The sequence below is a fragment of the Acidovorax sp. LjRoot204 genome (assembly GCF_056175785.1).
This window is the reverse complement of the sequence record NZ_JBGFFF010000002.1, coordinates 67,836-86,925: the sequence shown is the minus strand read 5'-3', so window position 1 is coordinate 86,925 and position 19,090 is coordinate 67,836. Positions and strand designations below refer to the sequence as shown.

Annotated in this window: 21 protein-coding genes; 14 read left to right on the top strand and 7 right to left on the bottom strand. The window is 65.2% G+C overall.

The genetic code is table 11. The annotated features are described in order from the left end of the window. Positions 1-55: 55 nt before the first annotated feature. A complete protein-coding gene (locus tag AC04MI_RS00910; RefSeq protein WP_260668803.1) occupies positions 56-502 on the top strand; it encodes a DUF2214 family protein in 447 nt (148 codons plus the stop codon). A 90-nt stretch (positions 503-592) separates the two neighbouring features. Here AC04MI_RS00910 and AC04MI_RS00905 read toward each other — a convergent pair whose 3' ends face one another. Both AC04MI_RS00905 and AC04MI_RS00900 read right to left on the bottom strand, forming a co-directional pair. Further along, positions 593-886: a PsiF family protein gene (locus tag AC04MI_RS00905; RefSeq protein ID WP_015016098.1), complete on the bottom strand. Its 294-nt coding sequence runs from the start codon at positions 884-886 to the stop codon at positions 593-595. Positions 887-967: 81 nt separating this feature from the next. Then, entirely contained in the window at positions 968-1,495 is a 528-nt protein-coding gene (locus tag AC04MI_RS00900; RefSeq protein ID WP_436076865.1) for a hypothetical protein, read from the bottom strand. Between the two features lie 110 nt (positions 1,496-1,605). Here AC04MI_RS00900 and argS point away from each other — a divergent pair, with 110 nt between their 5' ends. The 6 genes from argS (at position 1,606) to AC04MI_RS00870 (ending at position 7,904) form a co-directional block, all read left to right on the top strand. Beyond that, positions 1,606-3,315 (top strand): arginine--tRNA ligase, encoded by a 1,710-nt coding sequence (gene argS, locus AC04MI_RS00895; protein ID WP_476496921.1) that lies wholly within the window; start codon positions 1,606-1,608, stop codon positions 3,313-3,315. A gap of 15 nt (positions 3,316-3,330) precedes the next feature. Continuing rightward, the gene (locus tag AC04MI_RS00890; protein ID WP_476496920.1) at positions 3,331-3,987 is read left to right on the top strand and encodes an SPOR domain-containing protein; all 657 of its coding nucleotides are present in this window, start codon (positions 3,331-3,333) and stop codon (positions 3,985-3,987) included. 112 nt (positions 3,988-4,099) lie between these two features. Beyond that, on the top strand, positions 4,100-4,756 hold the full coding sequence (locus AC04MI_RS00885; RefSeq protein ID WP_056747786.1) for a thiol:disulfide interchange protein DsbA/DsbL: 657 nt from the start codon (positions 4,100-4,102) through the stop codon (positions 4,754-4,756). A gap of 108 nt (positions 4,757-4,864) precedes the next feature. Next, the gene (gene lptA, locus AC04MI_RS00880; protein ID WP_056065224.1) at positions 4,865-5,524 is read left to right on the top strand and encodes a lipopolysaccharide transport periplasmic protein LptA; all 660 of its coding nucleotides are present in this window, start codon (positions 4,865-4,867) and stop codon (positions 5,522-5,524) included. Next, on the top strand, positions 5,521-6,303 hold the full coding sequence (gene lptB / locus AC04MI_RS00875; protein WP_056065226.1) for an LPS export ABC transporter ATP-binding protein: 783 nt from the start codon (positions 5,521-5,523) through the stop codon (positions 6,301-6,303). Before lptA ends, lptB begins: the two co-directional genes overlap by 4 nt. Then, positions 6,303-7,904, top strand: a complete 1,602-nt coding sequence (locus tag AC04MI_RS00870) for an RNA polymerase factor sigma-54 (protein ID WP_476496919.1) — start codon at positions 6,303-6,305, stop codon at positions 7,902-7,904. The genes lptB and AC04MI_RS00870 overlap by 1 nt, the downstream gene beginning before the upstream one ends. Before the next feature lie 62 nt (positions 7,905-7,966). Here AC04MI_RS00870 and AC04MI_RS00865 read toward each other — a convergent pair whose 3' ends face one another. Further along, on the bottom strand, positions 7,967-8,446 hold the full coding sequence (locus AC04MI_RS00865; RefSeq protein WP_436076867.1) for a glutaredoxin domain-containing protein: 480 nt from the start codon (positions 8,444-8,446) through the stop codon (positions 7,967-7,969). A 238-nt stretch (positions 8,447-8,684) separates the two neighbouring features. On the opposite strand from AC04MI_RS00865, the gene AC04MI_RS00860 reads away from it, so the two are divergent. From AC04MI_RS00860 to AC04MI_RS00845, 4 genes are read left to right on the top strand one after another with little or no spacing between them, the layout of a single operon-like run. Then, positions 8,685-9,167 carry an acyl-CoA thioesterase gene (locus AC04MI_RS00860; protein ID WP_436076868.1) on the top strand — a complete coding sequence of 161 codons (483 nt, stop codon included), beginning with the start codon at positions 8,685-8,687 and terminating at the stop codon, positions 9,165-9,167. Further along, positions 9,164-10,456 (top strand): THUMP domain-containing class I SAM-dependent RNA methyltransferase, encoded by a 1,293-nt coding sequence (locus AC04MI_RS00855; protein ID WP_476496918.1) that lies wholly within the window; start codon positions 9,164-9,166, stop codon positions 10,454-10,456. Before AC04MI_RS00860 ends, AC04MI_RS00855 begins: the two co-directional genes overlap by 4 nt. Further along, complete coding sequence (locus tag AC04MI_RS00850) at positions 10,446-10,931, top strand: putative toxin-antitoxin system toxin component, PIN family (RefSeq protein WP_056747793.1); 486 nt, start codon at positions 10,446-10,448, stop codon at positions 10,929-10,931. Before AC04MI_RS00855 ends, AC04MI_RS00850 begins: the two co-directional genes overlap by 11 nt. Positions 10,932-10,966: 35 nt before the next feature. Next, a complete protein-coding gene (locus tag AC04MI_RS00845; RefSeq protein ID WP_056747795.1) occupies positions 10,967-11,239 on the top strand; it encodes a hypothetical protein in 273 nt (90 codons plus the stop codon). Positions 11,240-11,328: 89 nt separating this feature from the next. Here AC04MI_RS00845 and AC04MI_RS00840 read toward each other — a convergent pair whose 3' ends face one another. Both AC04MI_RS00840 and AC04MI_RS00835 read right to left on the bottom strand, forming a co-directional pair. Then, positions 11,329-12,153 carry a hypothetical protein gene (locus AC04MI_RS00840; RefSeq protein WP_436076870.1) on the bottom strand — a complete coding sequence of 275 codons (825 nt, stop codon included), beginning with the start codon at positions 12,151-12,153 and terminating at the stop codon, positions 11,329-11,331. A gap of 8 nt (positions 12,154-12,161) precedes the next feature. After that, positions 12,162-13,904, bottom strand: coding sequence for an FMN-binding glutamate synthase family protein (locus AC04MI_RS00835; protein ID WP_476496916.1), 1,743 nt, complete (start codon positions 13,902-13,904; stop codon positions 12,162-12,164). Between the two features lie 217 nt (positions 13,905-14,121). Between AC04MI_RS00835 and AC04MI_RS00830 the strand changes: the two genes are divergently transcribed. From AC04MI_RS00830 to AC04MI_RS00820, 3 genes are all read left to right on the top strand, one after another. After that, on the top strand, positions 14,122-14,976 hold the full coding sequence (locus AC04MI_RS00830) for a YecA/YgfB family protein (protein ID WP_056747800.1): 855 nt from the start codon (positions 14,122-14,124) through the stop codon (positions 14,974-14,976). 33 nt (positions 14,977-15,009) lie between these two features. Further along, positions 15,010-15,828 carry a sterol desaturase family protein gene (locus AC04MI_RS00825; RefSeq protein WP_436076871.1) on the top strand — a complete coding sequence of 273 codons (819 nt, stop codon included), beginning with the start codon at positions 15,010-15,012 and terminating at the stop codon, positions 15,826-15,828. 121 nt (positions 15,829-15,949) lie between these two features. Next, the gene (locus tag AC04MI_RS00820) at positions 15,950-16,510 is read left to right on the top strand and encodes an IPTL-CTERM sorting domain-containing protein (protein WP_260668791.1); all 561 of its coding nucleotides are present in this window, start codon (positions 15,950-15,952) and stop codon (positions 16,508-16,510) included. A 55-nt stretch (positions 16,511-16,565) separates the two neighbouring features. Here the strand turns inward: AC04MI_RS00820 and AC04MI_RS00815 are convergent, their stop codons facing one another. Both AC04MI_RS00815 and AC04MI_RS00810 read right to left on the bottom strand, forming a co-directional pair. Continuing rightward, positions 16,566-17,066 carry a nuclear transport factor 2 family protein gene (locus AC04MI_RS00815; RefSeq protein ID WP_260668790.1) on the bottom strand — a complete coding sequence of 167 codons (501 nt, stop codon included), beginning with the start codon at positions 17,064-17,066 and terminating at the stop codon, positions 16,566-16,568. A gap of 84 nt (positions 17,067-17,150) precedes the next feature. Next, positions 17,151-19,040: a patatin-like phospholipase family protein gene (locus tag AC04MI_RS00810; RefSeq protein ID WP_436076872.1), complete on the bottom strand. Its 1,890-nt coding sequence runs from the start codon at positions 19,038-19,040 to the stop codon at positions 17,151-17,153. Positions 19,041-19,090: the final 50 nt, after the last annotated feature.

The window sequence follows — 19,090 nt, the reverse complement described above, 5'->3', positions numbered from 1 at the left end:
ACTGTGAGCGCTTGGAGCTGCGCAGTGGCCTCGGGCGCTACAAGGAATCTGCACCATGACCCTCGAAGCCATCCTGGCCGCCTTTCACCTTCTGGCCATCCTGACCTTTGTGGTTTTTCTGTCCAGCCAGGCGGCGCTGTGCCGTATCGAGTGGCTCAATGCTGCCGTGGTCGAGCGCCTGGCCCGCTTGGATGTGATCTACGGTGTGGCCGGGGCGGTGATGATTGGCAGCGGCCTGGCCCGGTTGATCTGGGGCGTGAAGGGCGCCTCGTGGTACCTGTCGCAGCCCCTGTTTCACATCAAGATCACCCTGGTGCTGGCCATGGTCGTGCTGTCGTTTGTGCCCTCGGCTGCGTTTCGCCGCTGGCGCCAGAACCTGCGCATCACTGGCGCCCTGCCGCCCGCCGCAGAAGTCGCGCGGGTGCGCCGTCTGGTGATGATCCAGTCGCATGTGCTGCCCGTGGTGGCCGTGATTGCAGTGTTCTGGGCGCGCGGCTGGTAAGCGGACATATCCCCTATTAAAAAAGCCCGCCTGGCTGGATGCCGGCGGGCTTTAGCTTATCGACCTCGGTGGCGAGCACCGGGTGTGAAATCACTTCTTCAGGCACTCGCTCATGAAGGCCTTGCGCTCGTCGCCCTTGAGCGTCTTGGCCTTGGCGTCGGCGTTGCAGGTTTTCATCTTGTCCTGCTGGGTGGCAGGCTTGTTGCTCAGGCAGGTCTTCATGAAGGCCTTGCGCTCGTCGCCCTTCATGTCTCCGGCGTCCTTGTTGCAGGTCGCCATCTTCGATTGCTGTTTGGTAGGGGCCTTGGCGTCTTCGGCGGCGTGAGCGCCCGCGCCCAGTGTGAGGGCCAGGCCGAGTGCAGTCAGGGAAAGAAGCTTTTTCATGGAATCTCCTGGTGTGAATGCGTTATGGGGGGTCCCGACGGCATTGCACCATAGAACATGGCGTGCGACAACGCGCACAAGTCATGACAACCTTGTACGGGGCTTGGTGGCCGCTGCCGCGTGAAAGGCTTTCAGTGCCGTCTGGATTTGCCGGGGGTCGTGCGCCAGCCCGCCGAGGGCAAACACCACATCACCCCGTTGCTGCCAGCGTTTGAGTGTCTTGATGATCACGCCCAGCGCAGAGTCCTTGTGGCCGGGTCGCAACTTGACCAGGATCACGCCTTCGTAGTCGTCCAGGTGCACTCGTTCCATGGCTTCCCAGGGCACGGTGTGCGGGTCGTCCTGGCGCAGGTCGGTGATGCCGGTGGCATCAATGACGATTGCCGGGTCTTGCTCCCGGTAGGCCTCCAGAGCGGACCGGCCCAGGGTTCCGCCCACACAGAGGGAGACGAACGCGGCACACAGACAGAGGATCGTGAGCAGCCGGTCGTTCGATGCCAAAGCCCCATACAGCGAGAACGCCAGGCATATCGCCATCAGCAGCACAAAAGGCACCTGAAACACCAGGGTCCAGCGGCGCCGATAGAGCAGGATGGGCTGGGGTTGCACGCGCACTCTCCGGTTGAAAGGGCATTGCGGCCCATTGTGCCTTTCGCTGCGGGATGCCTCCTGGCGGCGCGTCTGGCGCCCTGCTGCTGGCAGACCCGTAAAATCCACCGATGCTCACAGCCAAAAATGAATTGCTCGCTGCGCTCGCAGCCGAGCTGGAAAACCTGTTCCCCGGCGCTGGCGCCAAGGCAGCCTTTGAATCTCCCAAGGTGGCGGCCCATGGCGACTTCGCCTGCACCGCGGCCATGCAACTGGCCAAGCCCCTCAAGCTCAACCCGCGCGCACTGGGCGAGCAGCTCAAGGCCGCACTCGAAGCCACGCCCGCCTTTCAGCGCTGGGTGTCCGCCATTGAAATCGCGGGCCCGGGCTTTCTGAACATCCGCCTCCAACCCGCCGCCAAGCAGGAAGTGGTGCGTGAGGTGCTGGCTGCGGGCGAGCGCTTTGGTTACCAAGCCAGCAACGGCCAGCAGGTGCTGGTCGAGTTCGTGTCGGCCAACCCCACGGGCCCGCTGCACGTGGGCCACGGCCGCCAGGCCGCGCTGGGCGATGCGATTTGCAACCTGTTCAGCACCCAGGGCTGGAAGGTGCACCGCGAGTTCTATTACAACGACGCAGGCGTACAGATCGACACGCTGACCAAGAGCACGCAGCTGCGCGCCAAGGGCTTCAAGCCTGGCGACGACTGCTGGCCCACCGACAGCGAGAACCCGCTGGCCAAGAACTTCTACAACGGCGACTACATCGCCGACATCGCCGAGGCCTTCAAGGCCAAGGCCACCGTGAAGGCTGACGACCGCGAGTTCACGGCCAACGGCGATGTGGAGGACTACGACAACATCCGCCAGTTTGCGGTGGCCTACCTGCGCAACGAGCAGGACAAGGACCTGCAGGCCTTCAACCTCCAGTTCGACGAGTACTACCTCGAATCCAGCCTGTACACCAGCGGCCGCGTCGAGGCCACGGTGAACAAGCTCGTAGCCAACGGCAAGACCTACGAGCAGGACGGTGCGCTGTGGCTCAAGTCCACCGATTACGGCGACGACAAGGACCGCGTSATGMRSAAGCAGGACGGCACSTWCACSTAYTTCGTGCCCGACGTSGCSTACCACATYGCCAAGTGGGAGCGCGGCTTCMMCAAGGTKGTCAACATCCAGGGCACSGACCACCACGGCACCATCGCSCGSGTGCGCGCCGGCCTGCAGGCGGCSGRYGTSGGSATYCCCRAGGGYTACCCCGACTACGTGCTGCACACCATGGTGCGGGTGGTCAAGGGCGGCGAAGAGGTCAAGATCAGCAAGCGTGCCGGCAGCTACGTCACGCTGCGCGATTTGATCGAGTGGACCAGCAAGGATGCGGTGCGCTTCTTCCTGCTCAGCCGCAAGCCCGACACCGAGTACACCTTCGACGTGGACCTGGCCGTGGCACAGAACAACGACAACCCCGTGTACTACGTGCAGTACGCGCATGCCCGCATCCAGTCGGTGCTGCGTGCGTGGCAAGAGGCGGGCGGTGGTGATGTGGCTTCGCTCAAGGATGTGGACCTGTCCGCCCTCGAAGGCCCGCAGGCCCAGGCGCTGATGCTGCAACTGGCCAAGTACCCCGAGATGCTCACCGCCGCCGCCGACGGTGAGGCGCCACACGATGTGACCTTCTACCTGCGCGACCTGGCCGCCAGCTACCACAGCTATTACGATGCCGAGCGCATCCTCGTGGACGACGAGGCTGTGAAGAAGGCGCGCCTGGCGCTGGTCGCTGCCACCGCCCAGGTATTGCACAATGGCCTGGCCGTGCTGGGCGTGTCGGCCCCGGCCAGAATGTAAGCAGTTACTACCAATATGAAAAAGCAACAGACGGGCGGGACCATTGTCGGCTTCATCGTCGGGGTCATCGTGGGCCTGGGCGCGGCGCTGGCCGTGGCCGTGTACGTGACCAAGGTGCCGGTGCCCTTCCTGAACAAGGGCAATGGCCGCGGCGCCGACCTGGACGCAGCGGAGTCCCAGAAAAACAAGAACTGGGACCCGAACTCGCCGCTGTATGGCAAAAACCCGGCCCGCCCTGCGGCGCCAGCGGTGGCAGCAGCCGCGTCAGCCCCTGCATCGGCACCGGCACCCGAGGTGCGCGCCGCCGCGTCGGCTGCCAAGCCTGCCGCGAGCAAGCCAGACGCCAAAGCCGAGGCCAAGGCCGAGAGCAAGCCGGGCGCTGACCCGCTGGGCGATCTGGCCGTGGCCAAGGCCGCGGCCAAGGGCAGTGTGGACCCGTTTGACTACTTTGTGCAGGCGGGCGCCTTCCGCACCCAGGCCGACGCAGACGCCCAGCGCGCCAAGCTGGCCATGCTGGGCTGGGAGGCCCGTGTGAGCGAGCGTGAGCAAAATGGCCGGGCGGTCTTCCGGGTGCGCWTCGGTCCTTTCACCAAGCGTGACGATGCCGAAGTGCTCAAAGAGAAACTCGATGGCGCCGGGCTGGAATCGGCGCTGGTGCGTGTGCAGCGCTGATCGGCCTGTGGCTGTGAACAGGGGCCTGTGCATACAGCGCCACCACCAGGGCTGAACTTTTTGTAAAGGGATGTCTCACATCCCGCATACCTGAACCAGGAGAGTCTTTGTCATGAAACGCCGTGAGTTTTCTTTGTCCGCCGCCTCGGCGGTTGCCGCTTCTGCCCTGACGCTGCCAGTGGCCAACCCCGCCATGGCGCAAGCCCGCCAGTTCAAGGAGGGCAAGGACTTCAAGCGGCTGGACAAGCCCGTCGCCCCCGATGCGCCGGCTGGCAAGGTCGATGTGATCGAGTTCTTCTGGTACAGCTGCCCCCACTGCAACGCCTTCGAGCCCACGCTGGACGCCTGGGTCAAGGCTGCGCCCAAGGACCTCTCCATCCGCCGCGTGCCTGTGGCGTTCAACGCCAGCTTCGTGCCCCAGCAAAAGCTGTACTACACGCTCGAAGGCATGGGCAAGCTCGAAGCCCTGCACGCCAAGGTCTTCCGTGCCATCCACGTGGAAAAGGCCAAGCTCGCCAAGGACGACGAAATCCTGGCCTGGGTGACCCAGCAGGGCGTGGATGCGGCCAAGTTCAAGGAGGTCTACGGCTCCTTCAGCGTGGCCAACCAGGTGCGTCGCGCCTCGCAGCTGCAAGATTCGTACGGTGTTGAGGGCGTGCCTTCCATGGGTGTGGCAGGCAAGTACTACACCGACGGCACGATGGCCGGCAGCATGCAAACCGTGTTGCAGGTGGTCGAATACCTGGCGGCCACGGCACGCAAAGCCTGACGATGTGCCGACCCTGTCGGCAAGTTGTCCCAAAGGCCCGCTGACGCGGGCTTTTTTTTCGGGGTGGGTACCATCGGGTGGCTACAATCATTGCAAGATTCGTGCCCTATGACCCACCGCCTACTCCCCCTCCTTGTGCTCGCAGCCCTGACCGGCCTTGCGGGCATGGCACATGCCGAAAAGGCTGACCGTGCCAAGCCCATGAACATCGAGGCCGACGCCCTGCGCCACGATGAACTCAAGCAGACCAGCGTGTTCTCGGGCCGCGTGGTGATGACCAAGGGCACCATCGTGCTGCGCGGCGCGCGGCTGGATGTGCGCCAGGACGCCGACGGCTACCAGTACGGCGTGGTCACGGCCGAGGCGGGCAAACGGGCGTTCTTCCGCCAAAAGCGCGACACCGTGGCGGGGGCGCCTGACGAGTTCATCGAAGGCGAAAGCGAAGTCATCGAATACGACGGCAAGGCCGACAACGTGCGCTTCATCACCCGCGCCGAACTCCGCCGGTACCGTGGGTCGGTATTGAACGACGAGATCACCGGCGCCGTGATCGTCTACAACAACCTCACCGACGTGTTCACCGTCGATGGCCAGAAGGCACCAGCCTCTTCTGCTGCGGCGGGCGACACACCAGCGCCCGGTGGTCGTGTGCGCGCCGTGCTGGCGCCCAAAGACCCTCCGCCCGGCGCGGCAGCCCCGGCCCCAGCGCCTGACGCGCCCGCACCGGCGCTGCGCCCCAGCAACAGCCTTGGCGGCGGCGCCAAGTGAGCGGGCCTGCTGTGAGTACCGGTCCTGACTCCCAGGCGGGTAGCCGCCTGGAGGTACAGCATCTGGCCAAATCCTATGGCAGCCGCAAGGTCGTCAAGGATGTGTCGTTGGTGGTGCAAAAAGGCGAGGTTGTGGGGTTGCTCGGCCCCAACGGCGCGGGCAAGACCACATCCTTTTACATGATCGTGGGCCTGGTGCGCAGCGATGCAGGTGATATTCGCATCGATGGCCACTCGGTGGCCCACATGCCCATCCACCGCCGCTCGCGGCTGGGTCTGTCGTACCTGCCGCAAGAAGCCTCGATCTTCCGCAAGCTCACCGTCGAAGAAAACGTGCGTGCGGTGCTGGAACTGCAGCGCGCCGATGACGGCCAGCCGCTGTCGCGCGACGCCATCGAAGAACGCCTGACGGCATTGCTGCAAGAGCTGCGTGTGGACCACCTGCGTGCCTCGCCCGCGCTGGCGCTGTCCGGTGGCGAGCGCCGCCGCGTCGAGATCGCCCGTGCCCTGGCCACCCAGCCGCGTTTCATCCTGCTGGACGAGCCTTTTGCCGGCATCGACCCCATCGCAGTGATCGAGATCCAGCGCATCATCGGCTTCCTCAAGGCACGCGGTATCGGTGTGCTCATCACCGACCACAACGTGCGCGAGACGCTGGGCATCTGCGACCACGCCTTCATCATCAGCGACGGCCGCGTGCTGGCGCAGGGCACGCCCTCCGAGATCGTGGACAACGCCGAAGTACGCCGCGTGTACCTGGGCGAGCATTTCCGCATGTGATGAAGCCKGGACTGTCGCTGCGCGTCTCGCAGCACCTTGCATTGACCCCCCAGCTCCAGCAGTCCATCCGGCTGCTGCAGTTGTCCACGCTCGAACTCTCGCAGGAAGTCGAGCAGATGCTCGACGAAAACCCGTTCCTCGAACGCAATGCCGACGAAGCACCGCGCGAGGAGTTTGGCCTGGAAGCCGCCGACACGCCCGCGCAGGCCGACGAGTACAGCGCCGATGATGCTATGTTTTTAGGATCGGTCGGTGCAAGCAGTACTAGCGCTGAGAGCCAAAACGAGGCTGAAATCCCCAATGGAAGTGCCGACGAGCCCGACTGGAGCGGCGACGGCACCGTCGAGATGGCGCCCAACGACGCCGAGTGGGGTGGCGACGCCCCGGCGCGCACCCGCAACGATGCGGAAGGCGACGAGGCCGACGCCACCGAGCTGGCCCGTTCGCACGAATCGCTCACCGCCTTTTTGCACCGCCAGGCACTGTCGCTGCGGCTGTCTGAAGTGGACACGGCCGCGCTGCGYTTYCTSATCGAATCGCTGAACGACGACGGCTACCTGGAAGAGTCGCTTGAAGAGCTGGCCATCAGCCTGGCCGGGCCCGACGACCTGGAACAGATCGAAGAATTGGTGCACCGCTTCACCGTGGCCCAGCGCCTGTTGCAAAGCCTGGAGCCCGTGGGCGTGGGCGCGCGCAATTTGTCTGAATGCCTGACGCTGCAGCTCACGGCGCTGGCGGCGGATGAAGACAGCGACGCCGACCCCGAGACCGTGCAGACCGCGCTGCGCATCTGTCAGCAGCCGCTGGAGATGCTGGCTCGCCGAGACATCCGCCGCCTGACGCAGCTGTGCAGCGAAGGTGGCGTGGCCGGAGAAGAACGCACCCGCTCTGCCATGGCACTCATCGCCCGCCTGGAGCCTCGCCCCGGCCGCCGTTTTGCCGACGTAGAGCGCAACATCATCATCCCCGACGTCATCGTGCGCAAAGCCGGTCGCGCCAACGGGCGAGACGGCCAGCACAACTTCATCGTGCAGCTCAACCCCGACGTGATGCCCCGTCTGCGCGTGCAYGACATCTACGCCGGCGCGCTACGAGGCCACAAGGGCGGCGAAGGCCACCAGGGCATGCAGCAGCGCCTGCAGGAGGCGCGCTGGTTCATCAAGAACATCCAGCAGCGCTTTGACACCATCCTGCGCGTCTCGCGCGCCATCGTCGAGCGGCAGAAGAACTTCTTCACCCACGGCGAACTGGCCATGCGCCCCCTGGTGCTGCGCGACATCGCCGACGAGCTGGGCCTGCACGAGTCCACCATCAGCCGCGTGACCACGGCCAAGTACATGGCCACGCCGATCGGCACCTACGAGCTGAAGTACTTCTTTGGCTCTGGCCTGGGCACCGAGACCGGTGGCAATGCATCCAGCACCGCTGTGCGGGCGCTCATCAAGCAGTTCGTGTCCGCCGAAAACCCGGCCAAGCCGCTGTCCGACAGCCAGATCKCCGAGATGCTCAAGGAGCAGGGCATCGAGTGCGCRCGCCGCACCGTGGCCAAGTACCGCGAGGCGCTCAAGATCGCGCCAGCGAATTTGCGCAAAGCGCTTTAGCGCTGCCGGCGTGGAGGCGCGCGAGTGTTCTCTGGCCGTCCAGGCAACAGTTCGGTGCCCGGCTATCTGCGCGCCATTAATACCGCGTCATATGCTTGTGGCGTGAATCCTGCGATCTTCTGGCCGTTGGTCAGCAAGACCGGTACGCCTCTGGCCCCCAGCTGACTGAACGCCGCCTTGCCAGAAGGCGTGTCGATATCCAGCTCCCGATAGGCGATGCCCTTGCTCGCCAGATAGGCCTTGGCCGCCTTGCAGTAGCCGCACCAGGTGGCCATGTACAGCACCACATCGCCCCGAGGAGCCGCAATCTGTGGAGTGTCCGGAGTGGCTGTTTTGGGGGCGGGGCCCGCCCCCGGTACCACGCTGACCGGCAGGTTTTCCAGCTTCATCGTTTTCTCTACGGCACCGGTCGTGGGAGGCTTGTCGCTGTAAACCACCCTGCCGTCCGTACCCACTGATTTGTACAGCGTCTGGGCGTTGGCTGCCAACGGCACCACGGCCAGTGCCAGGGTGGTCAACAGGGTCCGAACAAAAGGGCGCATGAAGGGGCTCCGGTAAAATCCACTGCCCGAGAGCATACGAGACAGTGGCGCCCGGCCCACAGGACTCGTGCGCAACACTCCCCTGCAGTGGCCTGGGCACACGCTGTAGATGGGATGGCGTCCCCCTGTGCTTCCCATCTGGCGCCTGGAAGGGCAGACCCTGTCTTTCGCGCAATGCGCTATGTCCGTCGCTGGCACCTGCCTTCGCTTCCTGTTTTGCCCTCCCACTTTCCGCACCATGGCCCGCATCGTCTTCGATCTCCCACCGCACTTCGGCTTTGCCACCGAACTGCAGATCTACATCAGCCATGTGAATCAGGGCGGGCATCTGGACAACGCGCAGTTGCTCAGCCTGGTGTCCGAAGCGCGGGTGCGCTTCTTTCAGTCACTCGGCTACCCCGAGGCCGATGTGGGCGGGCTGTCCATCGTGGTGGGCGATATCGTGGCTCAGTACAAGTCCGAAGGTTTCCACGGCGAAACCATGCGGGTGGAGATGGCGTCTGCGGACTTCAATCGCTACGGTTTTGACTTGGTTTTTTGCATGACCGAGAAGGCCACGGGCCGTGAGGTGGCGCGCGGCAAGATCGGCATCGTCTTCATCGGCAAGGCCAGCCGCAAGGTTGCACCCATCCCAGACTCCATCCGTCAGCTGCTGCTGGCCCGCGCGGGAACGCAGGATTCCCACGCATTGTCCGAGCGCGTATCCTCCCCATCGACATGAACCAACTCCAACTTTTTCTCCCCTGCGCCGCCGGTGTGGAGGGCTTTCTGGCCGACGAGGTGCATGGCATCACCGGCCTCACGGGGCAAGACCTGCTGGTGGGCCGGGGCGGCGTGCTGCTGCGCGCCTCATGGCGCCAGGCCATGCAGCTCAACCTGCACAGCCGCCTGGCCCAGCGCGTGCTGGTGCAGCTGGCGCACCGCCCGTACCGGTCTGAGAACGACCTCTATGCCATGGCCAGCGATGTGGCCTGGGAGATCTGGTTCACCACGCGCCAGACCTTCAAGGTCGAGGTGACGGCCCAGCACAGCCCGCTGCAGAGCCTGAACTTCGCGGGCCTCAAGGTCAAGGACGCGGTGGCCGACCGCTTCCGCCACAAGAGCGGCGTACGCCCCGATGTGAACACCCAGTGGCCCGATGTGCGCATCCACCTGCACCTGACCACCGACGAGGCCACGATCTACATCGACACCTCGGGCGAGCCGCTGTTCAAGCGCGGCTGGCGCGAGGACAAGGGCGACGCGCCGCTCAAGGAAACCCTGGCCGCCGCCATGATTGCCGCCAGCGGCTGGGACCCGCACGGCGACAACCCCCAGCCCCTGTATGACCCCTGCTGCGGCAGCGGCACCATCGTGGTCGAGGCTGCGCAGATCGCCTGCCGCATCCCGGCGGGCATGCTGCGTCGCTTTGCGTTTGAAAAGCTGCTGCCCTTCCAGGCGCACGTTTGGTCTGCTATCAAAAACGAAGCTGAAGGCGCAATATGTACTAGCGCTGTGCCCCTGTTTGGCAGTGATGTGGCCTTCCGCATGGTCGATTTTGCGCAGCGCAACGCCGAGCGCGCAGGCGTGGCCCAGGCCGTGCAGTTGCGCGGCGGCGACGCCCTGCAGCGCATGCCACCCTGCGAGCAACCCGGTGTGATGCTGCTCAACCCACCCTACGGCGAGCGCATTGCCGCCGCAGGCAGCGCGGGCCGCAACGCCAGCGAGCGCGCCGCCGACCGCGCCCAGGGCATGGCCGTGGGCCGCGAAGAAGCGCAGACCGAAGACGGTGGCGAGTTCTTCAGCCAGCTGGCCACGCACTGGAAGAAGAACTACAGCGGCTGGACSGCCTGGRTGCTCACGCCCGACCTGAARCTGCCCRGSMAGATGCGSCTGAAGGAATCGCGCCGCGTGCCSATGTGGAACGGGCCCATCGAATGCCGCATGTTCCGCTTCGACATGATCAAGGGTGCTGTGCGCGACCGGGCTACCAAGCCTGCCCCCGACGGCAGCCCACGCCATGAAGGTTGAACTGCCCCTGCCCGCCGAGGCCCCGGCGGACGAGCCGGCGCGCCCTGTGGTGGTGGATACCAACGTGGCGCTGGACCTGCTGATCTTCAGCGACCCGCGCACCGTGCCATTGCGCACGCTGCTGGTCCAAGGCCGTCTGTTGTGGATCGCTACGCAGGTCATGCGCGACGAGCTGGAGCGCGTGCTGGCCTATCCGCACATCGCAGAGCGCATGGACTACTACCGCGTGGGTGCCGCGCAGGTGCTGGCAGCGTTTGATGCGCAGGTGCGGCTGGTGGACATCGCACCCAAGGTGGCCTACGTGTGCAAGGACGCGGACGACCAGAAGTTCATCGACCTGGCGGCGGCGCACCGGGCAATTTTGCTGAGCAAGGACAAGGCGGTGATCTGCATGCGCAAGCGGTTGGTGAACCTGGGGGCGGATGTGGCGACTGCGCTGGTGCTGGAAGAGGCGCTCGCCACGGCGGCGGCCTGATCACGCATTGATTAGTTTCTGCTGCAAGGATCGGTATGGGGCCGTTGGGTTTTCTTGTCCTCTCGGGCTTCTTCGCCTACCTCGCTTTTGATGCGTTTCAGTTCAACCGGACATCCGGTCACAAAGTCTGGGCCGTGCCGCCCTCTTCCGGTCGGGCGGTTGGTGTGGATCCTTTGTCGCGCGCCGAGCAGGAGGGCGCGCAATCGAACGAAATCACTGCAGTGGGGGGCATTCCCGGCCTCTACTGGATTTTTGTGATGCTGTCGGTGGGCTGCTTGGGGGTTGCTGCCTGGCTGTGGCTAGCGTAGGTTGGGGTAGCGCGGTCTAACCCGACGTTTTCTTCCACGGGCATGGCCTGTCGGGTTACGCCAGCGGCTAACCCGACCTACTGGTTGATCTAGCCTTGAGCCAAGAGGTCATACGCCGCCCGCACCCGCTGCAAATCCCGCCCCAGTTTGCGATTGGTGGGCAGATTCCGCATCCACCCCATCCGCCGGACACTGGTGGCCAGCACCGCCCCCATCTCCTCGCTCCCCTGCGCCACCCACGCCGCCCAGCGCTCGCGCCCCTCGGTCAGCGTGCCGCTGGCATGCAGGTAAATCGCGGTGGAATGCGCGTAACACAGCGCATCGCGCACATGGCACACCGCCAGCGGCAGCACGGCGGCGGGGTCGTCCTCAAAATCGATGCAGGCCACCTCGCCATCGGGGCAGCGCACCAGATTGCGCGCAAACGCCTGGCTCAGGCAGGTGCCCTGGTGGTGCACCTGGGTCAGGGTGTCCAGCCCCTGCTGCCACAGCGCCAGCACAGCGGCCGCGTCGCCCGCCTGCACGGCGTGATCAATCTCGTTGCCCAGCGAATGGGTTTCCTCACCCACGTTGCCCAGGTGGCGCATGGCAAAACCATTCGGCAACGCGGCCAGCACCACGGGCACGCGGATGCCGCGTGCGGCCAGGTCGCGCAGGCGTTGCACTTCGGTGGCAATCGCTGTGGGGCCGCCGGGGTTGGGCACGGGGCGCAGCGCATCCAGCCGCAGCAGGGCGGCCAGCAAGGCCATGGCGCGGTAGCGGCCTGTTCCGTGGGGGGCTCCCGCGCGCTTGATCCAGATCTGTTCGTTGCCCAGCACATGGGCCATCACGTTGTGCGGCTGGGTGGCGAGTTGTTGCTGCAAAAAGGCGGCGTAGTCCGGGGCGGTGGTGTAGGTGGGGGCGGATGCATCCATCGTCAAATTCATACAGCAGCGTCCCCCGCCACCGCCGCTGCGGTGCCCACGGCTGCAGCATGCACCAGCTCGACATGGTGGGGGATGGAGGGTTCCAGTGCAGGCTCGCTGGCCTGAAAACTGTGCGCGCTGGCCAGCGGCCAGTASRKGCGGAACACGTTGTGCTGCGCGTCGAGCGAGCCCAGGAGCGCACCGGGCAACATGCGGGTGATGAGGTTGGACAGCAGGCGCACCTCGGTGTCGCTGATGCGGCGCACGATGTGGTGGGCGGTGATGTCCTTGGGGTGGTGCAGGCCGGCGGCCTGCACCAGCTCCTGCAACGCGTGCAAGGTGCTGCGGTGGAACTGCGCCACGCGCGTGGCCTTGTCGGGCACCACCAGGGCCTGTTGGCGCAGCGGATCTTGCGTGGTCACCCCCGTAGGGCAGTGGCCGGTGTGGCAGCTTTGCGCCTGGATGCAGCCCAGSGCCATCATGAAGCCGCGCSCCGCRTTGCACCAGTCGGCGCCCAGCGCCATCATGCGCGCSAYGTCGAARGCSSTGATSACCTTGCCCGCGCAGCCAATGCGCACACGGTSGCGCAGGTTCACGCCSACSAGCGTGTTGTGCACCAGCAGCAGGCCYTCCTGCAGCGGCGCGCCCACGTGGTCGCTGAACTCSACSGGCGCSGCGCCSGTGCCGCCCTCGGCGCCATCAACCACGATGAAGTCGGGCGTGATGCCSGTGACCAGCATGGCCTTGACGATGGCGAACCACTCCCATGGGTGGCCCAGGCAGAACTTGAAGCCCGTGGGCTTGCCGCCAGAAAGCGTACGCAGCTTGGCGATGAACTGCATCATCTCGACCGGCGTGCGAAACGCACTGTGGCTGGCGGGCGAGATGCAGGCTTCGCCCTCCTTCACCCCGCGTGCGGCGGCGATCTCGGCAGTCACCTTGGCCCCCGGCAGCACGCCACCGTGGCCCGGCTTGGCGCCCTGGCTGAGTTTGAGCTCGATCATCTTGACCTGCGGGTCGGTGGCATTGGCCGCAAAACGCTCTTCGCTGAAGGTGCCATCGGGGTTGCGGCAGCCRAAGTAGCCCGAGCCGATYTCCCAGATCAGRTCGCCGCCRTGCACGCGGTGGTGCTGGCTGATGCTGCCCTCGCCCGTGTCGTGCGCAAAGCCACCTTTCTTCGCGCCCTGGTTGAGCGCSAGRATSGCRTTGGCCGACAGCGCRCCRAAGCTCATGGCCGAGATGTTGAACACGCTCGCGTGGTACGGCTGGGTGCAGGGCGATACAGACTGTGAGGGCGCATCGGGGCTGCCACCGATCCACACGCGAAAGTCGTGCGAGGGCAACTGCGTGGGCGCCAGCGAGTGGTTCACCCATTCGTAGCCCTGCGCGCCCACGTCCAGGTGGGTGCCAAAGGGGCGGTTGTCCGGGTCGCCCTTGGAGCGCTGGTACACSAGYGARCGCTGCGCGCGCGAGAACGGSGCGGCCTCGSTRTCGCTCTCGATGAARTACTGGCGCACCTCGGGCCGCACATATTCGAGCATGAAGCGGATATGGCCGATGACCGGGTAGTTGCGCAGGATGGCGTGGCGCGTCTGCTGCAGGTCGTACACGCCCACTGCTACCAGAGCGGCGAACGCCAGCACCACGGGCAGGCCCACGCCAAACGCCACCAGCGCAAACAGCGACAGCAGCAGCCCGAACACGCACAGCGCAAAGGCCGTGTAGCGCACCGGGTAGAGGGAATTGAGCTGGTGAATCATGGGGATCCTGGTTTTGGGCGTTGGCGTGGGAGGGCTACACTGACCGCCTTTTTATCGGGTTGCCATGTTGCGCGCGGCTCTTTTTTCACGCCCAGGCCTTTCCCTGGGCCACCTAGCACCCGCCGCTCACTAGCGGCGCGGCACAAGGCCAGCGCATCATAAAAGTAAAACATCGCTTTACTGCCCCCGCTTTCTCGCTTGACGACCGGAGCCTCCCATGACCGAACCCACATCGCCCACTCCCGCCACCGACGATCTCGATTCCACCACCGCTCCGGCCGCAGCGCTGGGCCCGGATGAACTGGAAGAGATGGACAACATCCTCGACGACCTGCGCGCGCGCGGCGAGGAAATCCCGCAGTGGGAGTTCTGCGACGGCTTCATGACCGCGCTGATCTGCAGCCGCCGTGCCATCGCTCCGGCCGAATACCTGCCCATGCTGCTGGGCGATGGCGCAGAGCTGGATGTGGCCGAGGGCGAGCCGCTGCCCCTGCTGCCCGCGTTTGCCGACGCCGCGCAGCAAGAGCGCTTCATGGACCTGTGGATGCGCCGCTGGAACGAGATCGTCATCCAGCTCGACACCGACGTGAAGACGCTGGACGACGACCGTACCTTCCAGCCAGAAGCCATGGACATGCGCGGTGCCGTGGCCAGCCTGACCGAAGAGCAGCGTGCCGAGATGGGCGACGACCAGGAGATCCCGTCCTTCGGCCAGGTGTGGGCGCTGGGCTTCATGTTTGCGGTGGAAAACTGGCCCGAAGACTGGGCCGCCCCGCGCGACAAGGAAGCTGCCAAGTGGCTGGACGACGCGCTGGACCGCATCGTGGCCCTGACCGAAGACGACACCGGCAAGCCCGAAGTCTGCATGTACGACGAAGACGGCCCCCCCAGCACCAGCCAGGCGCGCGTGGAAGCCTTCGGCGAAGCCATCTGGGCCGTGTACGACCTGCGCCAGCTGTGGAAGAGCATGGGCCCGCGCGTGGAGACGGTGCGCAAGGCGCCCGAGCCGGGGCGCAACGACCCTTGCCACTGCGGCAGCGGCAAAAAGTACAAGAAATGCCACGGCGCTTGAGGCCTCTTTAGCCTCTTTAGGTACACAAATCTGATGCAGTTCATGCAGGCCGTGATGGATCACTTTGAATGGGGGCAGTACGTATTGCTCTCAGTAGTCCTGGGCATTCTTGCTTTGACAGAGCACTTCTGGCCTCGCCGTGTGACTGGCGAACGCCACCAAGGCCGGAGAAGGGTCAACCTGCTGCTGTATGGGCTGGGTGGTCTGTTGATGTGGTGGGTGGCCGAGCCTGTGCAGACCGCTGCGGTGCGACTTGGGGCGTCCTTGGGGTGGACCGGGTTGGCCGGGGGGGCATTGCCCGATGTTCCCAAGATCGTCATCGGCGTGTTGCTGGTGGATGCAATCCAGTATGTGCTGCATCGTGCTTCGCACGCCATTCCACTTCTGTGGCGAATGCACCAAGTGCATCACGCGGATGCCGCATTCGATGTGACTACCAGTGTGCGCCACCATCCTCTGGAAGTGGTGGCACTTGCGGCTCTGACGCTGATGCTGTGCGCGGCACTGGGCATGCCTCTTGTGTCCTTGTTGTTCTATGCGGTGCTTCAACTGGTGCACACCGCGTTTTGCCATGCCAATGTTGCGATCCCATTGCGCTGGGATCGGAGACTGCGTTGGGTGATGGTGACCCCTGATATGCACCGTGTGCACCATTCCGACCGCATGGATGAAGGCAACAGCAACTTCGGAATGGTGTTCCCCTGGTGGGACCGCCTGATGGGAACATATTGCGCGCAACCAACGTTGGGCCATCAGGGCATGCACTTAGGGCTGGCCAACGACAACAACAATGATGCCCGGCCTGACCGGTTCTGGCGGGCCCTGATCCAACCCTTTGGCAAGCTGCCCTGAGGCCTCCCCTTCAAGACCGGGGGCACGCGGTCATTTTTTGCAAGACATTTGCAAAACCCTGAAGTACAAACGCCACTCGCTCGATTGAGCGTTCAGAAAATTTGTATTTTTTAAGGGTGATATGTCGAAAGTTCGTTGGATGGGCGCGCTGTTGGTTGGCGCAGGCGCTTTGGCGGCAACAGGTGCGCAAGCAGGCGTTGTTTTTACTTTTAGCAAGGCGTTTGGAGCGCCCAGCGTCTCGGTCGGAAGTTCCACCTCGCTGGCGTTCACCATCAATCGGCTGGGGCCAGCTGCGAATAACATCACGTTCACAGACAATTTGCCGGCGGGCCTGGTGGTGTCCACTCCCAACGGTTTGGTGGGCGACTGTGGGGTCGGCAGCGTGGTGACCGCCGCACCGGGTTCCTCCTCGGTGGCCTTGGCCGGCGGGGTGTTGGCCGGTGGGGCCAGTTGCACGTTTTCTGTTCAGGTCACCGCAACAGCGCCGGGTGTAAAAAACAACGTTACTACGGGCCTGAATTCCAGTTCTGGCAGCGCCCCTGCCGCCAATGCCACACTCAACGTGCTCGCTGCCAGCGCAACCTCGGTTCCGACGCTGAGCGAATGGGGGCTTATGGTACTGTTGCTGGCCATGGCGGCATCGGCATTCAATGCTGTACGTCGCAAGAAAATCGGCAGCTAAAGCGCAGTCGTTTGCACAAGGGGCTTGTGTCGTGTCCTGCGGGCTTCTGTGCGGATCAGAGAGACCGTACTTCCTGCGCCAGAAACTTCTTCAAATTCCCCGCTGCCGTACTCCGCACCTTGCGCTTGAGCGAAGGCGACCAGCCCAGCAGCAGCCCCGGTGCGCCCAGTGCCTGCCGCGCCCAGCGCCAGAAGTTGAAGCGGTCGCGGTGCGTGGCAATCAGCCCCTCGGGCGTGAAGGTGAAGGTGCCGTCGATGATGTTGTGCACCCTGCGCCCCGTGGCGCTGAAGAGGTAGTGCGCCTCCCAGTGGGCCTTGCCGCCCTGCGCATCGGCGTCGATGCCGCTGAACTCCAGCTTCCAGTGCTCGGCGGCGCCGGGCTTTTTCGTGGCGGTGCACAGCATGCGCCACATACCTGCCACCTGCTCGCGGCCTTTCAGGGAAAAGGCTTCGTCGTCAAACGTGGCGTCGGGGGCATAGCAGGCGGCCATGGTGGCATGGTCCAGTTGCGCAAACGCGGTGTAGAAGCGTTGCAGGGTCTGGGCGTTGGGGTGCATGGGTTCTCCTCCTCAAGGGCGCCCATGCTACACCGGGGCCGTCGCGCTGCCTGCCCCCTGCGGGACCGGCGCGGCGATGTGCTTTCAGCTGGTGCGCAGCCCGCCGATGCGCCGCCGCTGGGTGTCGTCCAAGGCGTCCAGCACCTGTATACCGTGCGCATACCCTTGCTGCACGATCTGTTCGAACCGGTTCCACTGCAGCATGCCCACGCGGTCCATGGGGGGGTTGAAGTACAGGTCGGTGAGCTGYTGCGACTGGCGCTGCCGCGACATGCTGTACAGGATGGTGACCTGCATGAGGTAGCTGGCCAGCGAGGGCAGCTTGTAGCGGCGCTGCGCGCGTGGCCGCAGCTTGTCGCGCAGCAGGGCCCAGCTGCTGGGGATGTCGTCCAGCTCGATGCGGCGCGGTTTGCGGAAGTTCAGGTCCACACCAATCACCGTGCCCACGCCGCGCATGTTGCTACGCATCACGTCCACGGGAAAGTTGTTGAACGTACCGCCATCGCACAGCAGGTCGCCCTCGTGCACCACGGGCGGCAGTGCGCCGGGGATGGAGATGCTGGCCAGCAGCGACTTCACCAGGCTGCCCCGGCGCACCACCTGTTCGCTGGCGCGCGAGTAGTTGGTGGCCACGCAGTAGTAGTTCTTCCACAGGTCTTCCACCTGGGCCGGGAAGCCCACTAAGCTCCCCACGGCCTCGTGCAGGATGTGGCGCAGTCGGCGGCCCTTGATGAGCGACATCAGCGGCAGCAGGTTGAAGTCTCCCGTGGGGTTGGTGCGAAACGCTTCGCGGGCGTTGGCCATCACCGTCGCCAGCGGCTGGTCGGACGCCACATACGCGGCCATGACCGATCCGATGCTGGTGCCGCCCACGCAGTCGATCTCCACGCCTTCCTCCTGCAGCGCGCGGTAGATGCCAAGGTGCGCAAAGCCGCGCGCACCGCTGCCCGCCAGCACCAGGCCCACGGCGGTGCGGCTCTGGATGCGGGCCAGGCGCGCCATGTCGCGGTCGAGGGTGGGGCGCACATGCACGTGGTCGGCCACGGGGCGGCGGTCCAGCCATTGCTGGGTGCCACGTGGGCACTGCGCGCCTTCCGGGTGCAGCAGCACCAGGATCTCGGCGGCCTCGGCCAGGGGCGCGCGGCGCAGCAGGCAGTTTTCTTCGATGGGGTGGATGGCGGGCTCGGCCTGAGCGTCGGCCAGCAGCAGCAACTCGTCGCAGTGGCGGCTCACGCGGCGCGTCCAGGGGGTGGGCTCGGGGTCGGCCAGCAGCAGCACAAAGTCGTTGCGGGCCTCGATCTCGTCGAGCAGCATGGCAATGCGGCGGTTGGCCGTGGCGTCGGCGCCTTCGCGCTGCGCAATGCCTGGCTCCTGCAATTCGGCGTCCACGGTGGTCGAGTCCACCACCCGTACGCGGCCCACCGTGCCGAGGTGGCGCGCCAGACGCTGGCCAAAAGCCTGCAGGTCTACGCCGCTGCTCACCGGCAGCAGGCCCATGGCCACCGGGCGCTCCTGCGCGGCCGTATGGGCGGCGGTGCCGGACTGCAGGCGCTGGATGATCTGGCGCGTGAGCGCAATCGATACCTGGGCGCTGCTGGCCAGCAGGGTCTTGAACACGTCCTTGGTCAGTCGCACCAGCACCGAGTCGCGCACGGCGACCACGGTGGCGGCGCGCGGCGCGTCGGTGAACAGGCTGATCTCGCCAATCACCTGGCCCCGGCCCATATCGGCCACACGGCGCTGCGGGCCGATGCTGCCGTCATCGCTGCGCACATAGGCACGCAGGCGGCCGCTCACGGTGAGGTACATCGACTCGCCGGGCTCGCCCTGCGCCATCAGCGTGCTGCCGCCGGGCACCTCCACCCACTCCAGCTGGGCGCGCAGCAGCTCCAGCGCCTCGGGCTCAATGCCTGGCAGAAAGCTGCGCAGATGCTCGGTGAGCAGTTGGTTCTGGGTCGCGGTAAAGGGAGGCATGGTCACGCAATCGGCAAGGCACAGTGGGGGCGCTGCGGAAGGTGATGGCT

Bases quoted from the DNA above. Each gene is read 5' to 3' on its own strand.
- AC04MI_RS00840 (WP_436076870.1), bottom strand. From the start codon at position 12,153: ATGGATGCATCCGCCCCCACCTACACCACCGCCCCGGACTACGCCGCC.
- AC04MI_RS00905 (WP_015016098.1), bottom strand. From the start codon at position 886: ATGAAAAAGCTTCTTTCCCTGACTGCACTCGGCCTGGCCCTCACACTG.
- AC04MI_RS00820 (WP_260668791.1), top strand. From the start codon at position 15,950: ATGTCGAAAGTTCGTTGGATGGGCGCGCTGTTGGTTGGCGCAGGCGCT.
- AC04MI_RS00845 (WP_056747795.1), top strand. From the start codon at position 10,967: ATGGGGCCGTTGGGTTTTCTTGTCCTCTCGGGCTTCTTCGCCTACCTC.
- AC04MI_RS00830 (WP_056747800.1), top strand. From the start codon at position 14,122: ATGACCGAACCCACATCGCCCACTCCCGCCACCGACGATCTCGATTCC.
- lptA (WP_056065224.1), top strand. From the start codon at position 4,865: ATGACCCACCGCCTACTCCCCCTCCTTGTGCTCGCAGCCCTGACCGGC.
- AC04MI_RS00865 (WP_436076867.1), bottom strand. From the start codon at position 8,446: ATGCGCCCTTTTGTTCGGACCCTGTTGACCACCCTGGCACTGGCCGTG.
- AC04MI_RS00860 (WP_436076868.1), top strand. From the start codon at position 8,685: ATGGCCCGCATCGTCTTCGATCTCCCACCGCACTTCGGCTTTGCCACC.
- AC04MI_RS00910 (WP_260668803.1), top strand. From the start codon at position 56: ATGACCCTCGAAGCCATCCTGGCCGCCTTTCACCTTCTGGCCATCCTG.
- AC04MI_RS00815 (WP_260668790.1), bottom strand. From the start codon at position 17,066: ATGCACCCCAACGCCCAGACCCTGCAACGCTTCTACACCGCGTTTGCG.
- AC04MI_RS00885 (WP_056747786.1), top strand. From the start codon at position 4,100: ATGAAACGCCGTGAGTTTTCTTTGTCCGCCGCCTCGGCGGTTGCCGCT.
- AC04MI_RS00825 (WP_436076871.1), top strand. From the start codon at position 15,010: ATGCAGTTCATGCAGGCCGTGATGGATCACTTTGAATGGGGGCAGTAC.
- AC04MI_RS00850 (WP_056747793.1), top strand. From the start codon at position 10,446: ATGAAGGTTGAACTGCCCCTGCCCGCCGAGGCCCCGGCGGACGAGCCG.